The following is a 17,670-nucleotide window of genomic DNA, read 5'->3' as shown; positions in this document are numbered from 1 at the left end:
ATGATTCTATGAGATGGTAGATAAGTAAAGGAGGTTTTTCTATGGAAAAAATTGCTATTATCGGTGGTGGCATCATCGGTATGACATTAGCCAACTATTTAGACACCTCTAAATTTGAGGTGACCTTATTTGATGCAAAAGAAGGACAAGCTACTCGCGCTAGTGCAGGCATCATCTCGCCTTGGCTTTCAAAAAGACGAAATAAACAGTGGTATCAGTTAGCAAAAGATGGTGCGGCTTTTTTCCCAAAACTAATCCAGGATCTATCACTTGATGATTCCATCTATAAACAATCCGGCACACTGATTTTTCGCCAAAAAGAAGCTTTGGAAGATCTTGCTGCACTTGCCGAACAACGAAAGAAAGACGCACCTGAAATCGGCGATATTTCGCTGTTACAAGCTGAAGAAACAGCCAAAGTTCTCCCATTGCTAAAACCAACACCTGCTTTATTTGTGACTGGAGGGGGACGTTTAGACGGTCATGCCTATCTATCTCACCTTGCCACACGCTTGGAGAAACAAATGGTCAAAGTAATCTCTGAACGTGTCCAGTTACGCAAAGAAACCGCACACTGGGTCATCTCTGGTACTTTTGGACAACTTGACTTTGACCGAGTCATTCTAGCGCCTGGCCCTTCATTGAAGCCGTTACTGGAGCAGATTGGCTTTCATGCTGATATTCGTCCACAAAAAGGACAGCTGATCGTTTTTCAAACACCTTATGCGAACAGCCAAGAATGGCCTGTTGCCATGTTAGAAGGGGAAGCCGATTTTATCCCATTCAACGATGGGACTATACTAGTTGGCGCAACCCATGAAAATGATGCGGGTTGGGATTTGGTTCCTACCGAATCTGCTTATCAGCAATTGATAAAAAGTACAGTACCATTTTTAGCTGAACCCGATCAACTTGCTACATGGAAACACACCATGCGAGTAGGCACACGGGCGTACACCTCCGATTTTGCGCCGTTCTTTGCACCTGTTCCAGATGAACCAAGCTTGATCGCCGCAAGTGGCTTAGGCTCCTCTGGTTTGACTACTGGCCCTTATATCGGCTATTTGATTGCAGAGTATCTCAACACAGGCATTTGGCGAGGCGACCATTATCAAAAATCAATCGATACGTACCTTTCAAGATTATAAAAGAAGTAAAAAAAGAGGCCTACTTGCGTAGCCCTCTTTTTTGGATTCATGATTGATGGTTATCTTAGTACCAACCGTTTGCTAACCAGAATGCTTTTGCAGCATCCCATGAACCATAGCGTCCAGCAACGTATTCTTCTACAACACGTTCTTGGTTCGCTGGTGAGTAGTCACCGTTCAAATATGCTGAATCTAATTGGTAACGTCCGATGTAACGGCCGTTTGTTGCAGTGTAAGAACCACCTGATTCTTTTTGTGCAATCCATTCTTTCGCAGAGTTGCTGTTTGTTGTTACAGTAGTTGTAGCTGGTGCTACTTCAACTGTTTCAACAGGCGCAACGTATGTATATTCTTGCGCTGGTGTTTCTGTTACTACAGGAGTTTCTACTTTTTCAGTTGTTGGTGCTACTTCTGTTGTTTTTACTGATGAAGCGTCAGTTGGAATTGTTAATTCTTCACCAACGAAAATGCGGTTGATATCGTCAATCGAATTTTGCTCTGCAATAGCTTTGATCAGTGAATTGTCACCTGCAAATTTTTGTGAGATTTTAGATAATGAATCTCCAGCTTTTACTGTATAGACTTCATCTGCATGAGCAGTAGTCCCTACAAACATTGCAGTTGCTCCAGCGGCAACAGTTGTCCCCAAAACGATCTTTTTAATTGAATTCATAGTAAGCTCCTTTTTTTCTCTTTGATTTGTTTCAACGTCACTAACTTTATCATCTAGAAATATTTCATAGGTGAAAGAATTATGACATTTAATGACAAAATCGTCACATTTTTAATATTTGTAATATTTGATTTTCCGAAAAACTAGGACTAAAGTCGTAGAAGCTTTATAAATCAACGTTGGAATCGTTTTTCAATCCTTTCACAGAAACTTTAAAAAAACTTACATTCTGTAATATTTAGAATAATTTTTTTTCAATTTATTGTATTTTTCTGCGAAATTCTTCTCATTTTCCCAAAAATTGATGCAATAAACACAAAAAAACCAGTAATTGTTACAACAATTACTGGGAAAAATGACGTATTCGAGTAAAAAAGTCATTTTTTAGGAGTTTTTTTCTTTTGTAACAATTGGATTGCTTGGTTCATTTCATGGATTGCTTCTTCGTCTGTTTCTTTTTCCAGTGCGCAACTTAATACTTCTTGCCATTTTTCAGGATCTTTGATTCCTAACTTACCGATTGCCCACGCTGCTGTCCCGCGAATCACTGGACGAACATCACTTAGACACTCTTCAATATGAGGCAAAGCGGCACGTTCTCCTAAATTGGCTAAGGCAATCAGCGCATTTCGTTGAAGAGGTTTCCTTCCACGCCATGAGCCAGCCAAATGACCGTATTGCTGTTTAAATTCTTTATTAGAGATCGTTAACATAGGCGTGAGTTTCGGATAGACTTCGTCTACTTTTGGTTCCATTTCTGGATGAAAGTGAAAATCTTTCCCTCTATTATAAGGACAAACCAACTGACAGATATCACAACCATAAATGACGTTGCTCATCTTCTTTCGATACTCCTCTGGCATCATGCCTTTTGTCTGCGTTTGATAAGACAAACAGCATTTAGCATTCATTCGCCCATCACCTAAAAGTGCATCCGTTGGGCAAGCCGTCACACAACGCGTACATTCGCCACACCCAAAGACACCAGGAGTATCTGGTTCTAGGTCGATATTGGTCACGATCTCACCTAAATAGACAAACGAGCCAAATTCCTCTGTGATCAATAATCCGTTTCGACCGATAAACCCTAATCCAGCACGTTGCGCCACAGCTACGTCGATCAACTCACCTGTATCTACTTGCGGCGCCAAGCGCCATTCTTCTTCCTTTTGCCAATGTGTCGCTCGTGACTCAATAAATGAAATCAATTGTTGCAGACGATCCCGTAAGACATCATGATAATCGATGCCCCAAGAAGCACGAGCAAACTGTCCACGCTTTTCATCTCTAGGCATCTTTTCATGGATCTTTGTCGGATACGCTAAAGCAATTGCAATAATTGATTTCGGCCGATCAAACGTCATTTCCGGATATAAACGTTCATCGATATTAGGGTGTTCAAATCCAGAAGTATGTCCAGCAGCTTTTTGTTCTACCAACGATTCTTTCAAATGATCAAATGGCTCTGCTGTAGTAAACCCGATTTTATCAATCCCGATTCGCTTACTTTCTTGAATGATTTCTTCCTTTAATGTTAGTGCCATCATTACCACCCTCGATCAGACACGACTATATAATCCGTAATATAATCGTTCTTTTTTCAATTGAACGAATTGGATCTGTTGATCTGGGATTTTTCTTTCTTCCATCCAACGATTTCTAGCAGCAAATACTTCCCAGAAATTCACGGATACCCATTTTCGACGTTGGTCTAATGCATTGAAAAAGTTCAACGAAACAGGTTTGGTGTGGAGTAGTTCATGTAAACGTAGTTGTTCTCTTGCTGAGAACTCAGATAGATCCCGTGAATAAACAACATCTTCGTATAGATTTTTTTGTTGCCCATAAGTGAACGTTTGTGGAATTTCTCCTGGACGAGCAATTTCTACTAAACGATTATAATACGTATTCATTAGTTTGCTATTTGCAATAAATGCACTCTTGAAAAATGCGGATTGGATTTTTGGAATCACACCCTCTGTCCCTATCAAAGAAAACAACGCGGGCCATGCTTGAACCTTTAGTTCGTTCTTTTGTTTGACTAATACGCCAGGAGTAAAACCGACGGATGAAAGAAAAACAAAGTAGCCAATGCCTGTTTCTTCATCTAATGGCTGAAAATCATCAAATAACCATTTTCCAGGGTATTCCTCTGTTTCCAATTCTTCTGGGCTTGCTATGAACGCTTTCGCCATTTCTGCTTCAAGAAATAGGAGATCTTGATCTTTCTCCTTATTTTCTAGTTGGTTGATTTTTTTTGTTATTTCTTTTGCAATCAATTGTTTGTCTTTGCTAGTAAAATTCATAGCTTCACCTTCCTTTCCTCTCTTTTAACTATAACGGAATTTCACTAAAATTGGTATCTTTAAAACAATAAACGAACGAATTTTTATTTGTATAAATTGCGGAAGCATTAGTCCTCACGTCTCCAAAACTGAGCAAACGGAAGGAATAGAAGGACTCTCTTCAAAAACAAAGCGCCATCCACAAAAATTTAAAGAACAATTTTCGTGGATGACGCCTTATTTATCGAGGCTACACACTTTTGCCTCTTTTTAGATTATTAAATCGATTAGTGATTATTTCTTTTCTTGAGATAGACCATCGTGGATCGTTTCGATGTTCCATTTCATCATTCCATAATAAGAATCACCAGTTTCTCCTTCTTTTGCAATGGAATCAGTGAATAGCTCATCATAGATTTCAAGGCCTGTTTCACTTGCGACACGTTCCATGCTTCTCGGATCAACACTTGTTTCCACAAATAAGACTGGAACATCCGAAGTACGAACTTGGCTGATGATCGACTGCATTTGTTCAGGTGTACCTTGGCTTTCTGTGTTGATTTCCCAAATATACCCTGCTGGTAGATCGTATGCTTGTGAGAAGTATCTAAAAGCTCCTTCACTTGTTACTAATAGTTTTTTATTGTCTGGGATCGATCCGAAACTCTCTTTCGCTTGTTTATCTAATTCTTTCAATTTTTCGATATATGCATCTGCATTTTCTTCATATTGCGGAGCATGGTCTGGGTCTTTTTCGGCAAAGATGCGTGCGATTTCTTGTACATATTTGATTCCGTTTGAAAGATCCAACCACGCATGTGGATCTGCTTCTGTCTCTGATTCTCCACCGGTCAAATAAAGTGGTTCAACTTCTTTACTTACTGCAAAATAGTCTTCATCTTCTTTTTTATTTGCCGTATCCATCAAGTTTTCAAACCAAGCATCCCCTGTTTCCAAATTTAACCCATTGTATAAGATGACATCAGCATCACTTGCTTTTTTGATATCTTCTGGCAATACCTCGTATTCATGTGGGTCAGTTCCAACAGGGACGATACTATGCACATCGACATGTTCTTTTCCAACTTCTTTCGCCATGTCGGCGATGATCGAATTTGTTGCTACGACGGTCAGGTTTTCTTCTTTCTCTTCTGCTGCGGAACTGCCACAACCTGCAAAAATAAATAAGACAGCTCCCATTAACCATAAGATATTCAGTTTATTTTTCATGTACATACTCCATTTCTATTCGTTAGATTTTTTACGACTCGGCATTTTTTTTCGTTTTGTTTCTTGAAAAAATAATCCCTTTAGTCGGTGAAAATAAAAAGGCCAACGTAAAGAATACTGCACTGGTCAACACGATGGTCGCCCCAGAAGGCCAATTATAACTATAACTATAAAACACACCGATGATCGCACTTAACACGCCGACTGTTGCCGAAATAAAAATCATTTTTGCCAATCGATCGGTCAATAGGTATGCAGTTGCTGCTGGTGTGATCAACATCGAGATGACCAAAATCGTTCCTACTGTCTGTAAACTCACAACGGCAACCAGTGTTAAGAAGAACATCAACAAATAGTGAACAAGTGTCGTATTCAACCCATAAGCTTTTGCCATCATCGGATCAAAAGAAGTGATTTTCAGTTCTTTATAAAAAATAAATACAAACAATAAGACGATCCCACTCACTATGGCAGTCATCAACATATCACTTTCTCTAACTGCTAAAACATTTCCAAATAAGATATGGTACAGATTAGTTGCACTTTGAGCAAAAGAAATCAAGATGACACCTAATGCAAAGAACGAACTAAAAACGATCCCAATAGCTGTATCATTTTTCAAACGGCTACGCTGTGTGACAAATCCGATTATGCCAGCTGTCAACATCCCAAATGCAGTGGCTCCTAGAATGTAACTAAAACCAAACATATACGAAATCGCGACTCCAGGCAGTACCGCGTGAGAAATCGCATCCCCCATCAAAGACATCCCTCTCAAAATAATAAAAGAGCCAATCACCCCTGAAGCCAATCCAACTAACATAGATGTAATCAATGCATATTGCAGAAATTGATAATCCATTAACCCCTCAATAAACGATTGAATCATTTTTCCATTACCCCTTTAACTAATTGCCCAATGATCTCCCCATAAGCCAACTGTAGATTTTCTGAAGTAAATACTTCGTCAACTGATCCAGCTGCAATCAATTCTTTATTCAATAAAATTACTTCATCAAAATAGGCTTCGACTTTGTGCAGATCATGATGGACGATCACAATAGTTTTCCCTTCATTTTTCAGTTCATCCAAAATAGCAAAGATTTTTCTTTCACTGACCGCATCGATCCCAACAAATGGTTCATCTAAAAAAATCCATTCTGCGCCTTGAGCCAAGGCTCTAGCAATAAATATCCGCTGTAATTGTCCTCCAGATAATTCACTGATTTGTCGATTTTCATAATCTGTCATGTCCACTTTCGCTAAGGCTTGTTTTGCTCGTTCCTTTTCTTTTTTCCCAGGACGTTGCCCCAAGCGCAAGGATGGATAGGTTCCTAACAAAACTACCCCTAATACATCGATCGGAAAAGAAAGATCCAGCTCACTACGCTGTTCGACATAGGCAATTTTTTTGCGAATCGTTTTTATGGAGCGACCGTCGAAAGTGATTTCTCCGGAAATTTTAGGAACTAATTCTAATAAAGCTTTCATAAAAGTAGATTTCCCAGCGCCATTCGGTCCAATGATCCCTGTAAATTTTTGTGATTGGATAACTGTTGATACATGATTTAATACTGTCTTTCCTTGATAAGCAACCGTCAAATCTTTAACGGATATTTCATTTTTAGACACCTCTTACCACTCCTTTTCGGTGTACCTAACTTTTTATTCAAACTTAGTTTAACTAATATCAAAATCATTTACAAGTGTTATAGCTAATTTTTTTGATTTTTTAGATTTTTCTCGCAATTTTTGAAAATTTTCTGTAAAATCACAAACAAGAGCTATAAAGTAATGGTCGTTATTTTGTTTGCTAGTTATAGAATAAACTTATTTTTTACTTTATCACTCAACTTAAAAAAGGAGTTTTTGTATGGAAGAAGAAAAATTAACTCGTAGTCTCAGTGCACGTCATATTCAAATGATTGCGCTAGGAGGAACGATCGGTGTCGGTCTGTTCATGGGTGCTTCATCCACCATCCGTTGGACAGGACCTTCTGTAATGGTTGCATATGCTGTAGCAGGCTTCTTTTTGTACCTGATCATGCGTGCATTGGGCGAGATGTTGTATTTAGATCCTTCTACCGGTTCTTTCGCTAATTATGCAAGTGAATACATCCATCCCGTCGCAGGTTATTTGACGGCTTGGAGCAATATTTTTCAGTTTATCGTGGTCGGTATCAGTGAAGTCATTGCTGTAGGGGAATATATGAACTATTGGTGGCCAGACTTGCCCCAGATCATTTCAGGAATCGTTGTGATCCTTTTCTTGATGTTCGCCAACCTTGTTTCTGTCAAAGCATTCGGTGAATTAGAATTTTGGTTTTCTACTATTAAAGTAGTGACAATTATTTTGATGATCATCGCCGGTTTAGGCATCATTTTATTTGGATTCGGTAACCATGGAGAAGCAATCGGGATTTCAAACTTATGGAAAAATGGTGGTTTCTTTACTGGTGGCGTGAAAGGATTCTTTTTTGCTCTATCGATCGTCGTTGCCTCTTACCAAGGAATCGAGTTGATTGGGATGACTGCAGGTGAAGCGAAAGATCCCCAAAAAACGATTGTAGACGCTGTCCAATCAACGATCGGGCGGATCTTGATTTTTTATATTGGGGCGATCTTCATCATTGTCAGCATCTATCCTTGGAATCAATTGAGCGAACTAGGATCACCGTTTGTTCAAACTTTTTCTAAAATCGGGATCACGTTTGCTGCTGGTTTGATCAATTTTGTTGTCATCACTGCTGCTTTATCTGGTTGTAATTCCGGTATTTTCAGCGCCAGTCGCATGGTCTACACATTAGCCATCAACGGCAAAATGTCTAAAAAGTTTTTGAAACTTACACGTCATGGAGTGCCATTTTACCCAGTAGTAGCCATCTCATTTGGTATTTTGATTGGGTTGATTTTGAATTATTTGTTGCCCTTCGTCTACTCCCAATCACAGGATTTATTTGTTTTTGTCTATAGTTCCAGTATCTTACCAGGGATGGTACCTTGGATCGTTATTTTGATCAGTCAAATCAAATTCAGAAAAAAACATCCGATAGAAATGCTTGAACATCCATTTAAAATGCCCTTATCCCCATATACCAATTACCTGTCATTGGCCTTTTTGGCAGTGGTATTAGTCTTTATGTTCATCAATCCCGAAACAAGGATCTCATTGATGATTGGTTTGATTTTCTTGATCTATATGGCGGGTTACTATTTTGTACGCGAAAGAAAAATCAAGGAATAGTATAAGAAAGTATACAAAAAGAAGTCAGGACTGCGCGAACGTAGTCCTGACTTCTTTCAATCTATCACAACCTGATTGCACAACTGCTACTTACCAGGGACTAAATTTTCTACAAGAGTTTCTAGTACGTTGTGAGTTTTTTGATCATTTTGTTCTTACTATTTAGTGGTATGGTATAGTGTGGTTTTGTACATTCCAGTTGAGTGTGTAAAAATAAAAAATCAAAGTCCCTGGCAAATAGCAGTTGTGCAATTTGGCTATTAGCTTCGCTACCATCACAAAAATATCCAATAAATCTTGTGGCGACAGACCGTTTGTCCTTTAGGAATACCATCGATCAATTTAGGCTTCTTCCACTAAAAATGACAGAAAAGCACATCCTGGAATTAGCAGTTGACTTGAATGAATACTCCCAGCCATATTTTTCAAAAAGTTGTTGTACGATAAACAATCCTAAACCAGAACCTCCAGTATCTCGACTTCTGCTAAAATCTGGTCTATAAAAAGGTTGGAAAATCTTACTTAATTCCTCCTCCGTAAGTATCTGATTCACTTCATTTTCAATCACTAATTGTTTACCATCAAAAAACAGACTGATTTCTCCCTCATGCTTCGTATATTTGAAGGCATTACTTAGTAGATTATCTAAAATTTTATCAATATCATTTTTATTACCGATGATTTTCTCCCCTTTTAGATTAACGACTAGTTTTTTCTGTTCTGCTTCCGCAAGTATCCGGAAAGAAGTCAATTTATGTTCGATCATTTCTTTGATTGAGACTTCTTCATAGACCACATCATCTGAAGGCAAATTGTTTCTTGAGGCAAAGAGGATATTATTGATCATTTCTGTTTGTTCTTGCAAAATATTTTTGCAAACTTCTAAATATCGCTCTCTGTCTTTAAATTTTCCGACATTATAGATCATGCCATCAATCAACCCCATCAATGAAGCAACAGGTGTTTTCAATTCATGAGAAGCGATTTGCATAAACTCTGACTTTGCTTGTTCCAATTCTTTCGTTTTAGCTACTTCAAGCTCTAACACTTCAATTGTTTGGATCAAAGAAACATATAGATGGTTGATATCTTGCGCTAAAAGTGAGATTTCATCCGTACCTTTGACATCACAACGAATATCCGCATCTAATTCGATCATTTTTTCTGTTACTTTGGATATCTCTTTGATTTTTTTTGTCGAATAAATACTATAGTAGTAAGCGCCGATGCCCCCAATGATTAGTGAGACGATGATGATGAATGGATATAAATGAAGTAAGACTTTACTTGCTTCTTCAACTGGTTGCATTGAGTATATACCAACTAAATAATAAGTGTTACCTTGTTTGTCAGTAATTTCTTGATAAAGGTTCGTTTCATCAGGTACAAAACTTAGTCCTGAATAGTCAAGATTCTCGTCAAAGAAGGGACCAAGGATCATACCATTGTTATTAATCAGCATGATATCAAGACTTTGTTCTCTTCCAAACCAGTATTGATCAACCACCTTTTGCATAGTAGCTAAGTCTTTGTTCTCTATACTCTTTGCCACTTGATTGAATTCCTTGTTTATTTCGTTCAGCTTCATTCGTTCATAGTAGATAGGCATCGTGAAATATAAAACAATCAACGAAAGAATCGAAACTAGAAAAATGATGATCCCAGAAAACAAAAAATTTTTCAGCATGATACTCATGGCGTGTCCTCAAGCTGGTAGCCTCTATTTTTGATCGTTTTTATGGATAAAAGTGGCATTTTCTTTCGGATATTTTTTAGATGATTATCTAATATTCGATTTTCCAACTGATATTCATACGACCAAACTTGATGTACTAATTGTTCTCGCGTGATGATTTTCCCTTTGTTTCTTATTAGAATCACTAAAATATCATACTCTTTTCTTGTTAAATGGATTTCTTCCTCTTGGTATTTTACAAGACCACCATCAAGATCAATGGCGTACTCCCCGACAGTGATGTGGGGATTTCCTTGATTCATCCGAAACACATTTTCGATCCGTTTGATCAAAATAAGTGGAGAAAAAGGTTTGACGACATAGTCACTGATCAAATGAGAAAAACTGAGCAACTGCGTATATTCATCATCCAAGGCAGTCAGCATGATGATCGGCACATCCGACGTTTCCCGAATTTTCTTTAAAACATCCGTCCCCCTTATCCCAGGCAACATAATGTCCAATAGGATCAAGTCAAATGTTTCTTCAGCAAAAACTTCCAATGCCTGTTCGCCACTTCTTACTGAATAAACTTCATATTTACGCTCTTTTAAAAATTCCGTCACGATTTGATTGATCATATATTCATCTTCAACCACTAAAATTCTTTCCATATCACTCTCTCCTTATTCAAAGCGTAATGCCTCAATAGGGTTTAATTTGGATGCTTTCATCGCTGGTAATAAGCCAAATATCACACCCATTAGGGAACAAAAAACTAAGCTAACGATAATAGACAGTACAGACACAATATAAGGATAATCAAGCGACTGTGTGATAACATAGCCACTTAGTAAGCCTATAAGTATCCCCAGTATCCCACCAATCAATGTCAAGACTACCGCTTCTACTAAAAATTGTTTTAAAATAATTTTTCTTCTTGCGCCGAGTGCTTTCTTTATCCCGATTTCTTTCGTTCTTTCCGTGACAGAGACTAACATGATATTCATCACACCGATCCCCCCTACTAATAACGAGATACTTGCTATACCGGACAAGAGAATAAAACTTGACTGGTTCATTCGTTCCAATTCTCTGGCAAAGTCTTTCAGATTCATTACCCCATATTCATAATCGGATGGTGGGATCTGTTGATTAAGAATCTCTGCTGCTTTTTCTGCAGCGCCTTGTAATTGATCGGTATTATTTGTTTGGATCGTGACAAGTGGCACAATATCTAACTCATCAGATAGTTTATGTGCTTGCTGTAAAGGAACATAAGCTCTTTTCTCAAAGCTAAATAGATTACTACTATTGGGATCTAACTGAAATACCCCTTGAACTTTGAATGGCACGCCATTCACTTCGACAAACTGTCCGATCCCTTCTTCATTGGGAAATAATTCGTCATACAAGGAATCTTCCAGAAAAATGGCTTGTTGTTGCTCCTTGAAGGCTTGAGAAGCAAAACCTTCCCCTTTGATGAAGTTTAATTGCTCCAAATCCTCAACAGAAGAAGTGACAGCAGAAACTTTGGCGTCAGCCCCTTTTGCTTTCCTATAGATTTTCCCATCTTTTTGATATGACAAGCCACTTGCTAAGACCTCTGGTATCTCATTAATTTTATTTAATACATCTTCACGTAAAAACGGAAGGTATAACGGTTTTTTTTCTTCCTTTTCTGATAGGCCTCCCCCAAATAGGTTTCCACTTTGGAATGAACTTTTTTTATCGTATTGGATGTTCATCGTATTATTGTTACCACCAATCATTTCTCGTTTCATTTTTTCGGTATTTCCACCGATGATGCTGAAAATCGAAATAATGGCAGCAATCCCAATAATGACACCTAACATAGTCAACACTGAACGCATCTTATGAGCAAAAATCGATTGTAAGGCAAATCTGATTTCTTCCATTCTTGATCACCTCACTTTATTTTGTTCATCACTGATTATTTGACCATCTCGTAAAGTGATCGTGCGCTGACATAACGCTGCAATTTCTGGCTCATGGGTAATTAGAATAATTGTTTTTCCTGCTTGGTGGAATTCCTTAAAAAGGTCCATGATTTGGCTACTGGTTTTTGTATCAAGTGCCCCTGTCGGCTCATCCCCTAAAACAAAACTAGGGTTAGTCACTAAAGCTCTCGCAATTGCGACACGTTGCTTTTGTCCTCCTGATAATTCCATTGGTTTGAAGTCACTTCGATCCTCTAACCCTACGAGTTGCAACATATCCAAGGCACGCTTACGCCGCTCTTTTTTATTGACTTTTTTATACGTTAATGGCATTTCCACATTTTGCGAAACAGTTAATTTTGGCATGAGATTGAAATTCTGGAAAACAAAGCCGATTTTTGCGTTACGAAAATCGGCTAATGAATTGTCCGCTAACGTTTTGACATTCGTTCCTTCAACGATGTAATCCCCTGATGTAGCCGTATCCAGACAACCAATGATATTCATCAACGTCGACTTTCCTGACCCCGATGGCCCCATGATTGCGACCAGTTCTCCTTCATTGATTTGCAAAGAGATATCTTTAAGGACTTTTAGTTCTTTCCCGCCTTGCCAATATGACTTCTGAATGTTGTTAAGCGTCAACACTTGCACCAACCTCCATTCCCTCGACCATTCCTGTTTGAGGCAAAGCAAGTTGATCTTCAACAGTCAATCCTTCGACTATTTCTGCGAGTTCATTATCCATCGGATTTACCTTGACTTCATGCTCTTTGATCCGATCATTTTCTACTTTCCATACATAATATTTTCCATCTTTTTCCATGAGGTATCTTTGGTTGATGATTACTTTTCCTGACACAAAATCTTTCGGTAAAACATTGACATACACATTGGAACCAATCAGTGGCATTTCTTCTTTTGGATCAATCTTAACTTTGTAAGGAAACTTAGATAAATTTGGATTCTCTTCTTTTTGATCGTCTTGTTTTGCATCACTTGTTAAATTTGCCACCTGCACAATGGTTCCTTGCCAAGTATTCTCTTGGTCTTTACGATCCATAATTTCTACTCGCTGATCGACAGCAACTTTTTCACGATCAAATTCAGTGACTTGGCCATCCACGTACAAGTTCGAATCATCAAGGATCTCCATAAAGTTTTCTTCTTTTTGACGTTCTTTTGATTGATTGACTAAGTCACGATTCAATGATTTGATTCTTCCTGAGTTATCGGCTGTCACTGTGTCTTCATTCAGCCGTTCTTTTTCGTTTTCGTGAAGTAGTTGGGCTTTTCGCAAGTCTGTTTCTATATTCTTCACTTCATTGTCACCAGCAATAGCTTCTGCATGTAGACTGGTGATTTCTCCTTCTAATGCTTTGATCGTACTTTGTAACTCTTCGGATTTTTCCTTCGCATAATCTTGTCTTGCTTTTCCAAGCTCTGCTACTTTTTGGTTATGTGCTGTCCATTTTTGATTTGCAGTCACTCGTGCTTGTTCTACTGCTCTCACTTTGATTTCTACGTCCATTTCAGCTTCCACAACTTTTCTCTGTTGATCCGTTTGGTATGTAAACAAAGGTTGCCCTTTTTCTACGACATCGCCTTCATTTACCAGAATATCTTTCACTGTTCCTCGTTCTGGATCAATTTTGATTTTGTTGCTATTATTTGGCATGACTTTTCCTGCTAAAATCAAATTCGCCGCTTTCACCTCATCAATGAGGGATTTGACAGACCGTGCTTCAATATTTGTTCCTGCATTTTCTTCTTTTGTTTTCCCACTAGAAACAACTATACTGATTGCACCAACTACTAGTAAAACAGTGATGACTGCTACTAAATAATACCATTTTCGGTTGAATTTTTTTATTTTTTTAGGCTTCATGTACCTACTCCTTCATTCAGATCAGTCATTAGAAAAGCGCTTATATAATTCTATCCAAAGCTCATTCCTCTTCTTTTTCCGAGACTTCTTCCTCAAACTCTTGAACAACCATTCCATTATCTAAAACTTTTTCTGTTCCTTCTTTCCCATCCACGGTTATTTTTCGTTCACTTTTTACTTTTGGCATATCTGATTCACTTGTATCTTTGGTCTCTGAACTGCATGCTGCTAAAAGACCGATAGAACATACTAATACCAGATAACCTTTATACTTTGTTCCTTCTTTCATCATAAAAAACCATCCTCTTCTATTTGTTTTAGTTATGTTTCTCTTGTTATATTTACTATCATACATAACAGACCTATTCTCTTTCTAAAGCTAATCTGTTTTTTGTGTAATTTTTTTGGTAATTTTTTTTGAACAAAAAGATAGCGCTTAAATTTCACACAAAAAAAAAACAACCCAAGTGATCGTTGGATTGTTTTGATGAAAGTGAAATCTTCCACTATTATTTTTAGCACTCATTCGGTGAACTACTCACCACTTTGCTAAACCTAACGGTTCTTAACACTTGAAGTGGGAGCTTCTTGGGAATAGAGCATACCTGTAAGTGTATTTCTTTACTCACAGCGGTTTCTCTTGTTTACCAAGCGATCTCCGTAGTTCCTACGGTTCTTTATGTTATCTCAGTCAGCGATTTTATGCGTAGTCCTTCGGTCAGAATATTGATACTAGCATTGATATCTCGATCATGATGCGCGTGACAAAGAGGGCACGTCCATTCTCGAATTTCGAGGGATTTCTTGCCGTCTTTCTGTCCACATTTCGAACAGATTTGACTAGATGGAAACCATTGATCCACCTTGATCATTTTCCGACCGTACCAGTCAGCTTTGTACTGTAGTTTTTTCACAAAGCTAGACCAAGACACATCAGAAATGCTTTTTGCTAATTTATGGTTACGCAACATACCTTTGGTATTCAAGTCTTCAATACAGATAATATCGTGATTTTTGATCATTTCTGTACTCAATTGATTTAGAAAATCATTCCGTTGGTTCATTACTTTTTCGTGTAATCGAGCGACTAACCGTTTTTGTTTTTGATAATTCTTCGCTTCAAACAGATTGAACCCTCTCTGTTTAGCTAATAACGCACGTCTTGACAATTTACGTTGTTCATGTTTAAGTTTCTTTGCCATTTTTGAGGTAAATTTATTGTTATCAATCTTTTGAACAGTTGAAAAAATGGCAAAATCAGTGATCCCAAGGTCAATCCCAATAGCGGAATTCGTTTGAGGTAGTTCGCTAATTTCTTCTTTACACAACAATGAAATATAGTATTTACCACTTGAATGACGCGAAATGGTCGCTGATTTGATCATTCCTTTCGGTCTTCTATGAAGCTTGATTTTAATTAATGACTTCAATTTAGGAACTTTGACGAATTTATGATCAATCAAACTAACTGTTCCATTTTGATTGTTGGTGGTGTAACTTTGAACTGGATTTTTTTTGCTTTTGAAACGAGGAAATCCAACGGATTTATCACGAAAGAAGTTCTTGTACGCCTTGTCTAGATTGAGTTGTGCATTCGCTAAAGCAAGGCTATCTACTTCTTTCAAAAACGGAAATTCTTCCTTGTATTTAGCGGGTGTTGGAAAATTCATTTTTTTAGAAGGATCATTTTTTACTTCTTGATAGGCTTTTTTTCGGTCATCAAGCATTAGATTGTAGACCTTACGGACACAACCAAAAGATTTGGCAAAGAAAATTTCTTGTTCTTCTGTTGGATAAATTCTAAATTTATATGCTTTCAGTCGTTCCATCAGCTTCATCTACTCCTTGTGATTGTTTCCTTGGCTTTGACTCTATTTCTTGATGTCACTAATAGATACGTCACCAGTAGTCAAAAATTTTTAGACGAAACCATTTCTTTTCAAAGAAACTGTTTGATTCGTGGGAAATCACGTTGATAAGCAGTGATGAATATTGTCAGTTCTGTTTTAGATGGGTTTTGCACATGATCTTTCTCATGATGCCACTCAACTAAAGGGATAAGATTCTGCCATTCGTACAAAAGTGGTTTTAGCAAATTCAGATCGTTCAGCGTCAATCACTTGTCTACGGTATTTAGTTACCAACACAAGGTGAGAATAGAGGAGAAATTCTGAATGGTGATTCGTGTCGAATGCCATTGTTCTATCCACTCATTTCTCCTATAGATTGATAATAACGTCGAACATAATAACCTGTCGGGTTTCGAGTTGCCAACGGCAATCCTCATACCGAACGACATTCATCACCCACCTAGAGAGGATGGGCGACTTCTGCCTAATTACGTTAAATCATAACTCTCTTTCAGTATATAAAAGAGTTGCTTTTCTGTGACTGCACCATTCAAAGCTACACTGATCCAATGTTGTTTATTCATATAATAAGCAGGATAATAGCCTTTACTCTTTTTCAGGATGGGGATGATCTCTGGATCTGCTTTGACATTGACGAGGGGGACTTGACCTTCGCCTTCTATGCCTAATTTGTCTTTTTCAACAGATACGATCAAACCAAACCATTTACCTGTCGATTGATGTCGAAACACGATATAATCTGGAAATTTTCCAAAAGGATGATCCATTTGGACGGCTTCCAAGGTAGTAGCAAAATCGACAAGTTTTTCTGTCAAATCCATTGGTAAGTTCTCCTTTCTGCCAATAAACTAAATTAAGTGGTCATGAAATAATTCAACTATGCTCTAGGTTGATTCTAGGATGTATTCGATCAGATTGACTAATTTCTTAACATTGTTCGTTCTGTTTTATCTATTCAATTACCAATCCCAACCCAGCCGAAATAATGATCGCTTGTTCCTGATTAACGATCAGTCCACGAAGTAATTCCATAGATAGATTGATTTGAGAAAATGTATTTGTTGTAAAGTCTAAACCTTTCAGTGGCGTATTGACCCAATTAGAGCCTGAAAGGTCATTGTTTTCTACTACTAGATCTTTCCAATTGCTATCGAAAAAATCAGTATTTTTCAATTGATTGTCGCTAAATCTGACGAACTTCATATTCGTGTAGCTAAAAGAAGAGAGATTTGCTACGCACTCTTCGAAAACACAATCACGCAAGAAGCTATCTGAGAAATTGGTTCCAGTCAATTTGCATTGTTTGAAGTGTACACGATGAAAGCTTGCGCCAAACCATTCTAAATTTGAGAAATCACACTTCTCAAAAATGACATCGCTACATTCAAACCGCTCTAAACGAGATTTTTGCATCGCTAATTTTTTGATATGGCTACTCTTCAACACGATATTGCGAGAACTAAGATAACTTTGATCTTCCCCTTCAGAAAAAATACCTGAAAAGGTTGTTTCATCCTCTAAATAAAAGTTTCCCTCAACTAATTCGGGCAGCTCTGGAGAAGCAATTTTCTTTGCCATACATTCAGCTCCTTTCTATCTATTTGTTTTACTACCCTTATCATAACAGAATAAAGATAAGATAACGTGATTTATCTCATATAGATAAACTTGCTTTTACTCATATCTTATTGCAAG

Annotated in this window: 17 protein-coding genes and 1 pseudogene; 2 read left to right on the top strand and 16 right to left on the bottom strand. The window is 37.8% G+C overall.

The features are described 5' to 3' along the window. The first annotated feature begins 41 nt into the window (after positions 1–41). Complete coding sequence (locus HZ311_RS10710) at positions 42–1,148, top strand: NAD(P)/FAD-dependent oxidoreductase (protein WP_023519181.1); 1,107 nt, start codon at positions 42–44, stop codon at positions 1,146–1,148. A 64-nt stretch (positions 1,149–1,212) separates the two neighbouring features. Here HZ311_RS10710 and apf read toward each other — a convergent pair whose 3' ends face one another. The 6 genes from apf to HZ311_RS10680 all read right to left on the bottom strand — a co-directional run bounded on the left by apf (position 1,213) and on the right by HZ311_RS10680 (position 6,968). Continuing rightward, a complete protein-coding gene (apf, locus tag HZ311_RS10705) occupies positions 1,213–1,821 on the bottom strand; it encodes an aggregation-promoting factor (RefSeq protein WP_023519180.1) in 609 nt (202 codons plus the stop codon). Positions 1,822–2,198: 377 nt separating this feature from the next. Then, positions 2,199–3,365 carry a tRNA epoxyqueuosine(34) reductase QueG gene (queG, locus tag HZ311_RS10700; RefSeq protein WP_023519179.1) on the bottom strand — a complete coding sequence of 389 codons (1,167 nt, stop codon included), beginning with the start codon at positions 3,363–3,365 and terminating at the stop codon, positions 2,199–2,201. A gap of 15 nt (positions 3,366–3,380) precedes the next feature. Next, positions 3,381–4,127 carry a hypothetical protein gene (locus HZ311_RS10695; protein ID WP_010736215.1) on the bottom strand — a complete coding sequence of 249 codons (747 nt, stop codon included), beginning with the start codon at positions 4,125–4,127 and terminating at the stop codon, positions 3,381–3,383. Positions 4,128–4,400: 273 nt separating this feature from the next. After that, positions 4,401–5,336 carry a metal ABC transporter substrate-binding protein gene (locus tag HZ311_RS10690; RefSeq protein ID WP_023519178.1) on the bottom strand — a complete coding sequence of 312 codons (936 nt, stop codon included), beginning with the start codon at positions 5,334–5,336 and terminating at the stop codon, positions 4,401–4,403. A 31-nt stretch (positions 5,337–5,367) separates the two neighbouring features. Further along, the gene (locus HZ311_RS10685; RefSeq protein WP_023519177.1) at positions 5,368–6,225 is read right to left on the bottom strand and encodes a metal ABC transporter permease; all 858 of its coding nucleotides are present in this window, start codon (positions 6,223–6,225) and stop codon (positions 5,368–5,370) included. After that, positions 6,222–6,968 carry a metal ABC transporter ATP-binding protein gene (locus HZ311_RS10680; protein WP_023519176.1) on the bottom strand — a complete coding sequence of 249 codons (747 nt, stop codon included), beginning with the start codon at positions 6,966–6,968 and terminating at the stop codon, positions 6,222–6,224. The genes HZ311_RS10685 and HZ311_RS10680 overlap by 4 nt, the downstream gene beginning before the upstream one ends. 241 nt (positions 6,969–7,209) lie before the next feature. On the opposite strand from HZ311_RS10680, the gene HZ311_RS10675 reads away from it, so the two are divergent. Continuing rightward, entirely contained in the window at positions 7,210–8,580 is a 1,371-nt protein-coding gene (locus HZ311_RS10675; protein WP_178946660.1) for an amino acid permease, read from the top strand. A 337-nt stretch (positions 8,581–8,917) separates the two neighbouring features. On the opposite strand, the gene HZ311_RS10670 is transcribed toward HZ311_RS10675, so the two are convergent. The 10 genes and pseudogenes from HZ311_RS10670 to HZ311_RS10625 form a co-directional block, all read right to left on the bottom strand. Continuing rightward, on the bottom strand, positions 8,918–10,276 hold the full coding sequence (locus HZ311_RS10670; protein WP_178946659.1) for a HAMP domain-containing sensor histidine kinase: 1,359 nt from the start codon (positions 10,274–10,276) through the stop codon (positions 8,918–8,920). After that, positions 10,273–10,929, bottom strand: coding sequence for a response regulator transcription factor (locus tag HZ311_RS10665; RefSeq protein WP_178946658.1), 657 nt, complete (start codon positions 10,927–10,929; stop codon positions 10,273–10,275). The genes HZ311_RS10670 and HZ311_RS10665 overlap by 4 nt, the downstream gene beginning before the upstream one ends. Positions 10,930–10,941: 12 nt before the next feature. Continuing rightward, positions 10,942–12,174, bottom strand: coding sequence for an ABC transporter permease (locus HZ311_RS10660; RefSeq protein ID WP_137072016.1), 1,233 nt, complete (start codon positions 12,172–12,174; stop codon positions 10,942–10,944). A gap of 6 nt (positions 12,175–12,180) precedes the next feature. Next, a complete protein-coding gene (locus HZ311_RS10655; protein ID WP_137072014.1) occupies positions 12,181–12,864 on the bottom strand; it encodes an ABC transporter ATP-binding protein in 684 nt (227 codons plus the stop codon). Then, a complete protein-coding gene (locus HZ311_RS10650) occupies positions 12,851–14,104 on the bottom strand; it encodes an efflux RND transporter periplasmic adaptor subunit (RefSeq protein ID WP_178946657.1) in 1,254 nt (417 codons plus the stop codon). The genes HZ311_RS10655 and HZ311_RS10650 overlap by 14 nt, the downstream gene beginning before the upstream one ends. A 61-nt stretch (positions 14,105–14,165) precedes the next feature. Beyond that, positions 14,166–14,396 carry a hypothetical protein gene (locus tag HZ311_RS10645; protein ID WP_023519169.1) on the bottom strand — a complete coding sequence of 77 codons (231 nt, stop codon included), beginning with the start codon at positions 14,394–14,396 and terminating at the stop codon, positions 14,166–14,168. A 385-nt stretch (positions 14,397–14,781) separates the two neighbouring features. Further along, positions 14,782–15,933 (bottom strand): IS200/IS605 family element RNA-guided endonuclease TnpB, encoded by a 1,152-nt coding sequence (gene tnpB, locus HZ311_RS10640; protein ID WP_023519168.1) that lies wholly within the window; start codon positions 15,931–15,933, stop codon positions 14,782–14,784. A gap of 42 nt (positions 15,934–15,975) precedes the next feature. Beyond that, a pseudogene (locus HZ311_RS10635) lies at positions 15,976–16,302 on the bottom strand (transposase). 140 nt (positions 16,303–16,442) lie between these two features. Continuing rightward, positions 16,443–16,796, bottom strand: coding sequence for an MmcQ/YjbR family DNA-binding protein (locus tag HZ311_RS10630; RefSeq protein WP_178946656.1), 354 nt, complete (start codon positions 16,794–16,796; stop codon positions 16,443–16,445). Between the two features lie 130 nt (positions 16,797–16,926). Then, positions 16,927–17,553 carry a pentapeptide repeat-containing protein gene (locus HZ311_RS10625; RefSeq protein WP_023519165.1) on the bottom strand — a complete coding sequence of 209 codons (627 nt, stop codon included), beginning with the start codon at positions 17,551–17,553 and terminating at the stop codon, positions 16,927–16,929. Between the last annotated feature and the right edge of the window lie 117 nt (positions 17,554–17,670).

Origin of the sequence: Enterococcus mundtii (genome assembly GCF_013394305.1) — a bacterium.
Taxonomy (GTDB): Bacteria; Bacillota; Bacilli; order Lactobacillales; family Enterococcaceae; genus Enterococcus_B; species Enterococcus_B pernyi.
Note: the sequence above shows the minus strand (reverse complement) of the source record. Positions and strands in the feature narration are given on the sequence as shown.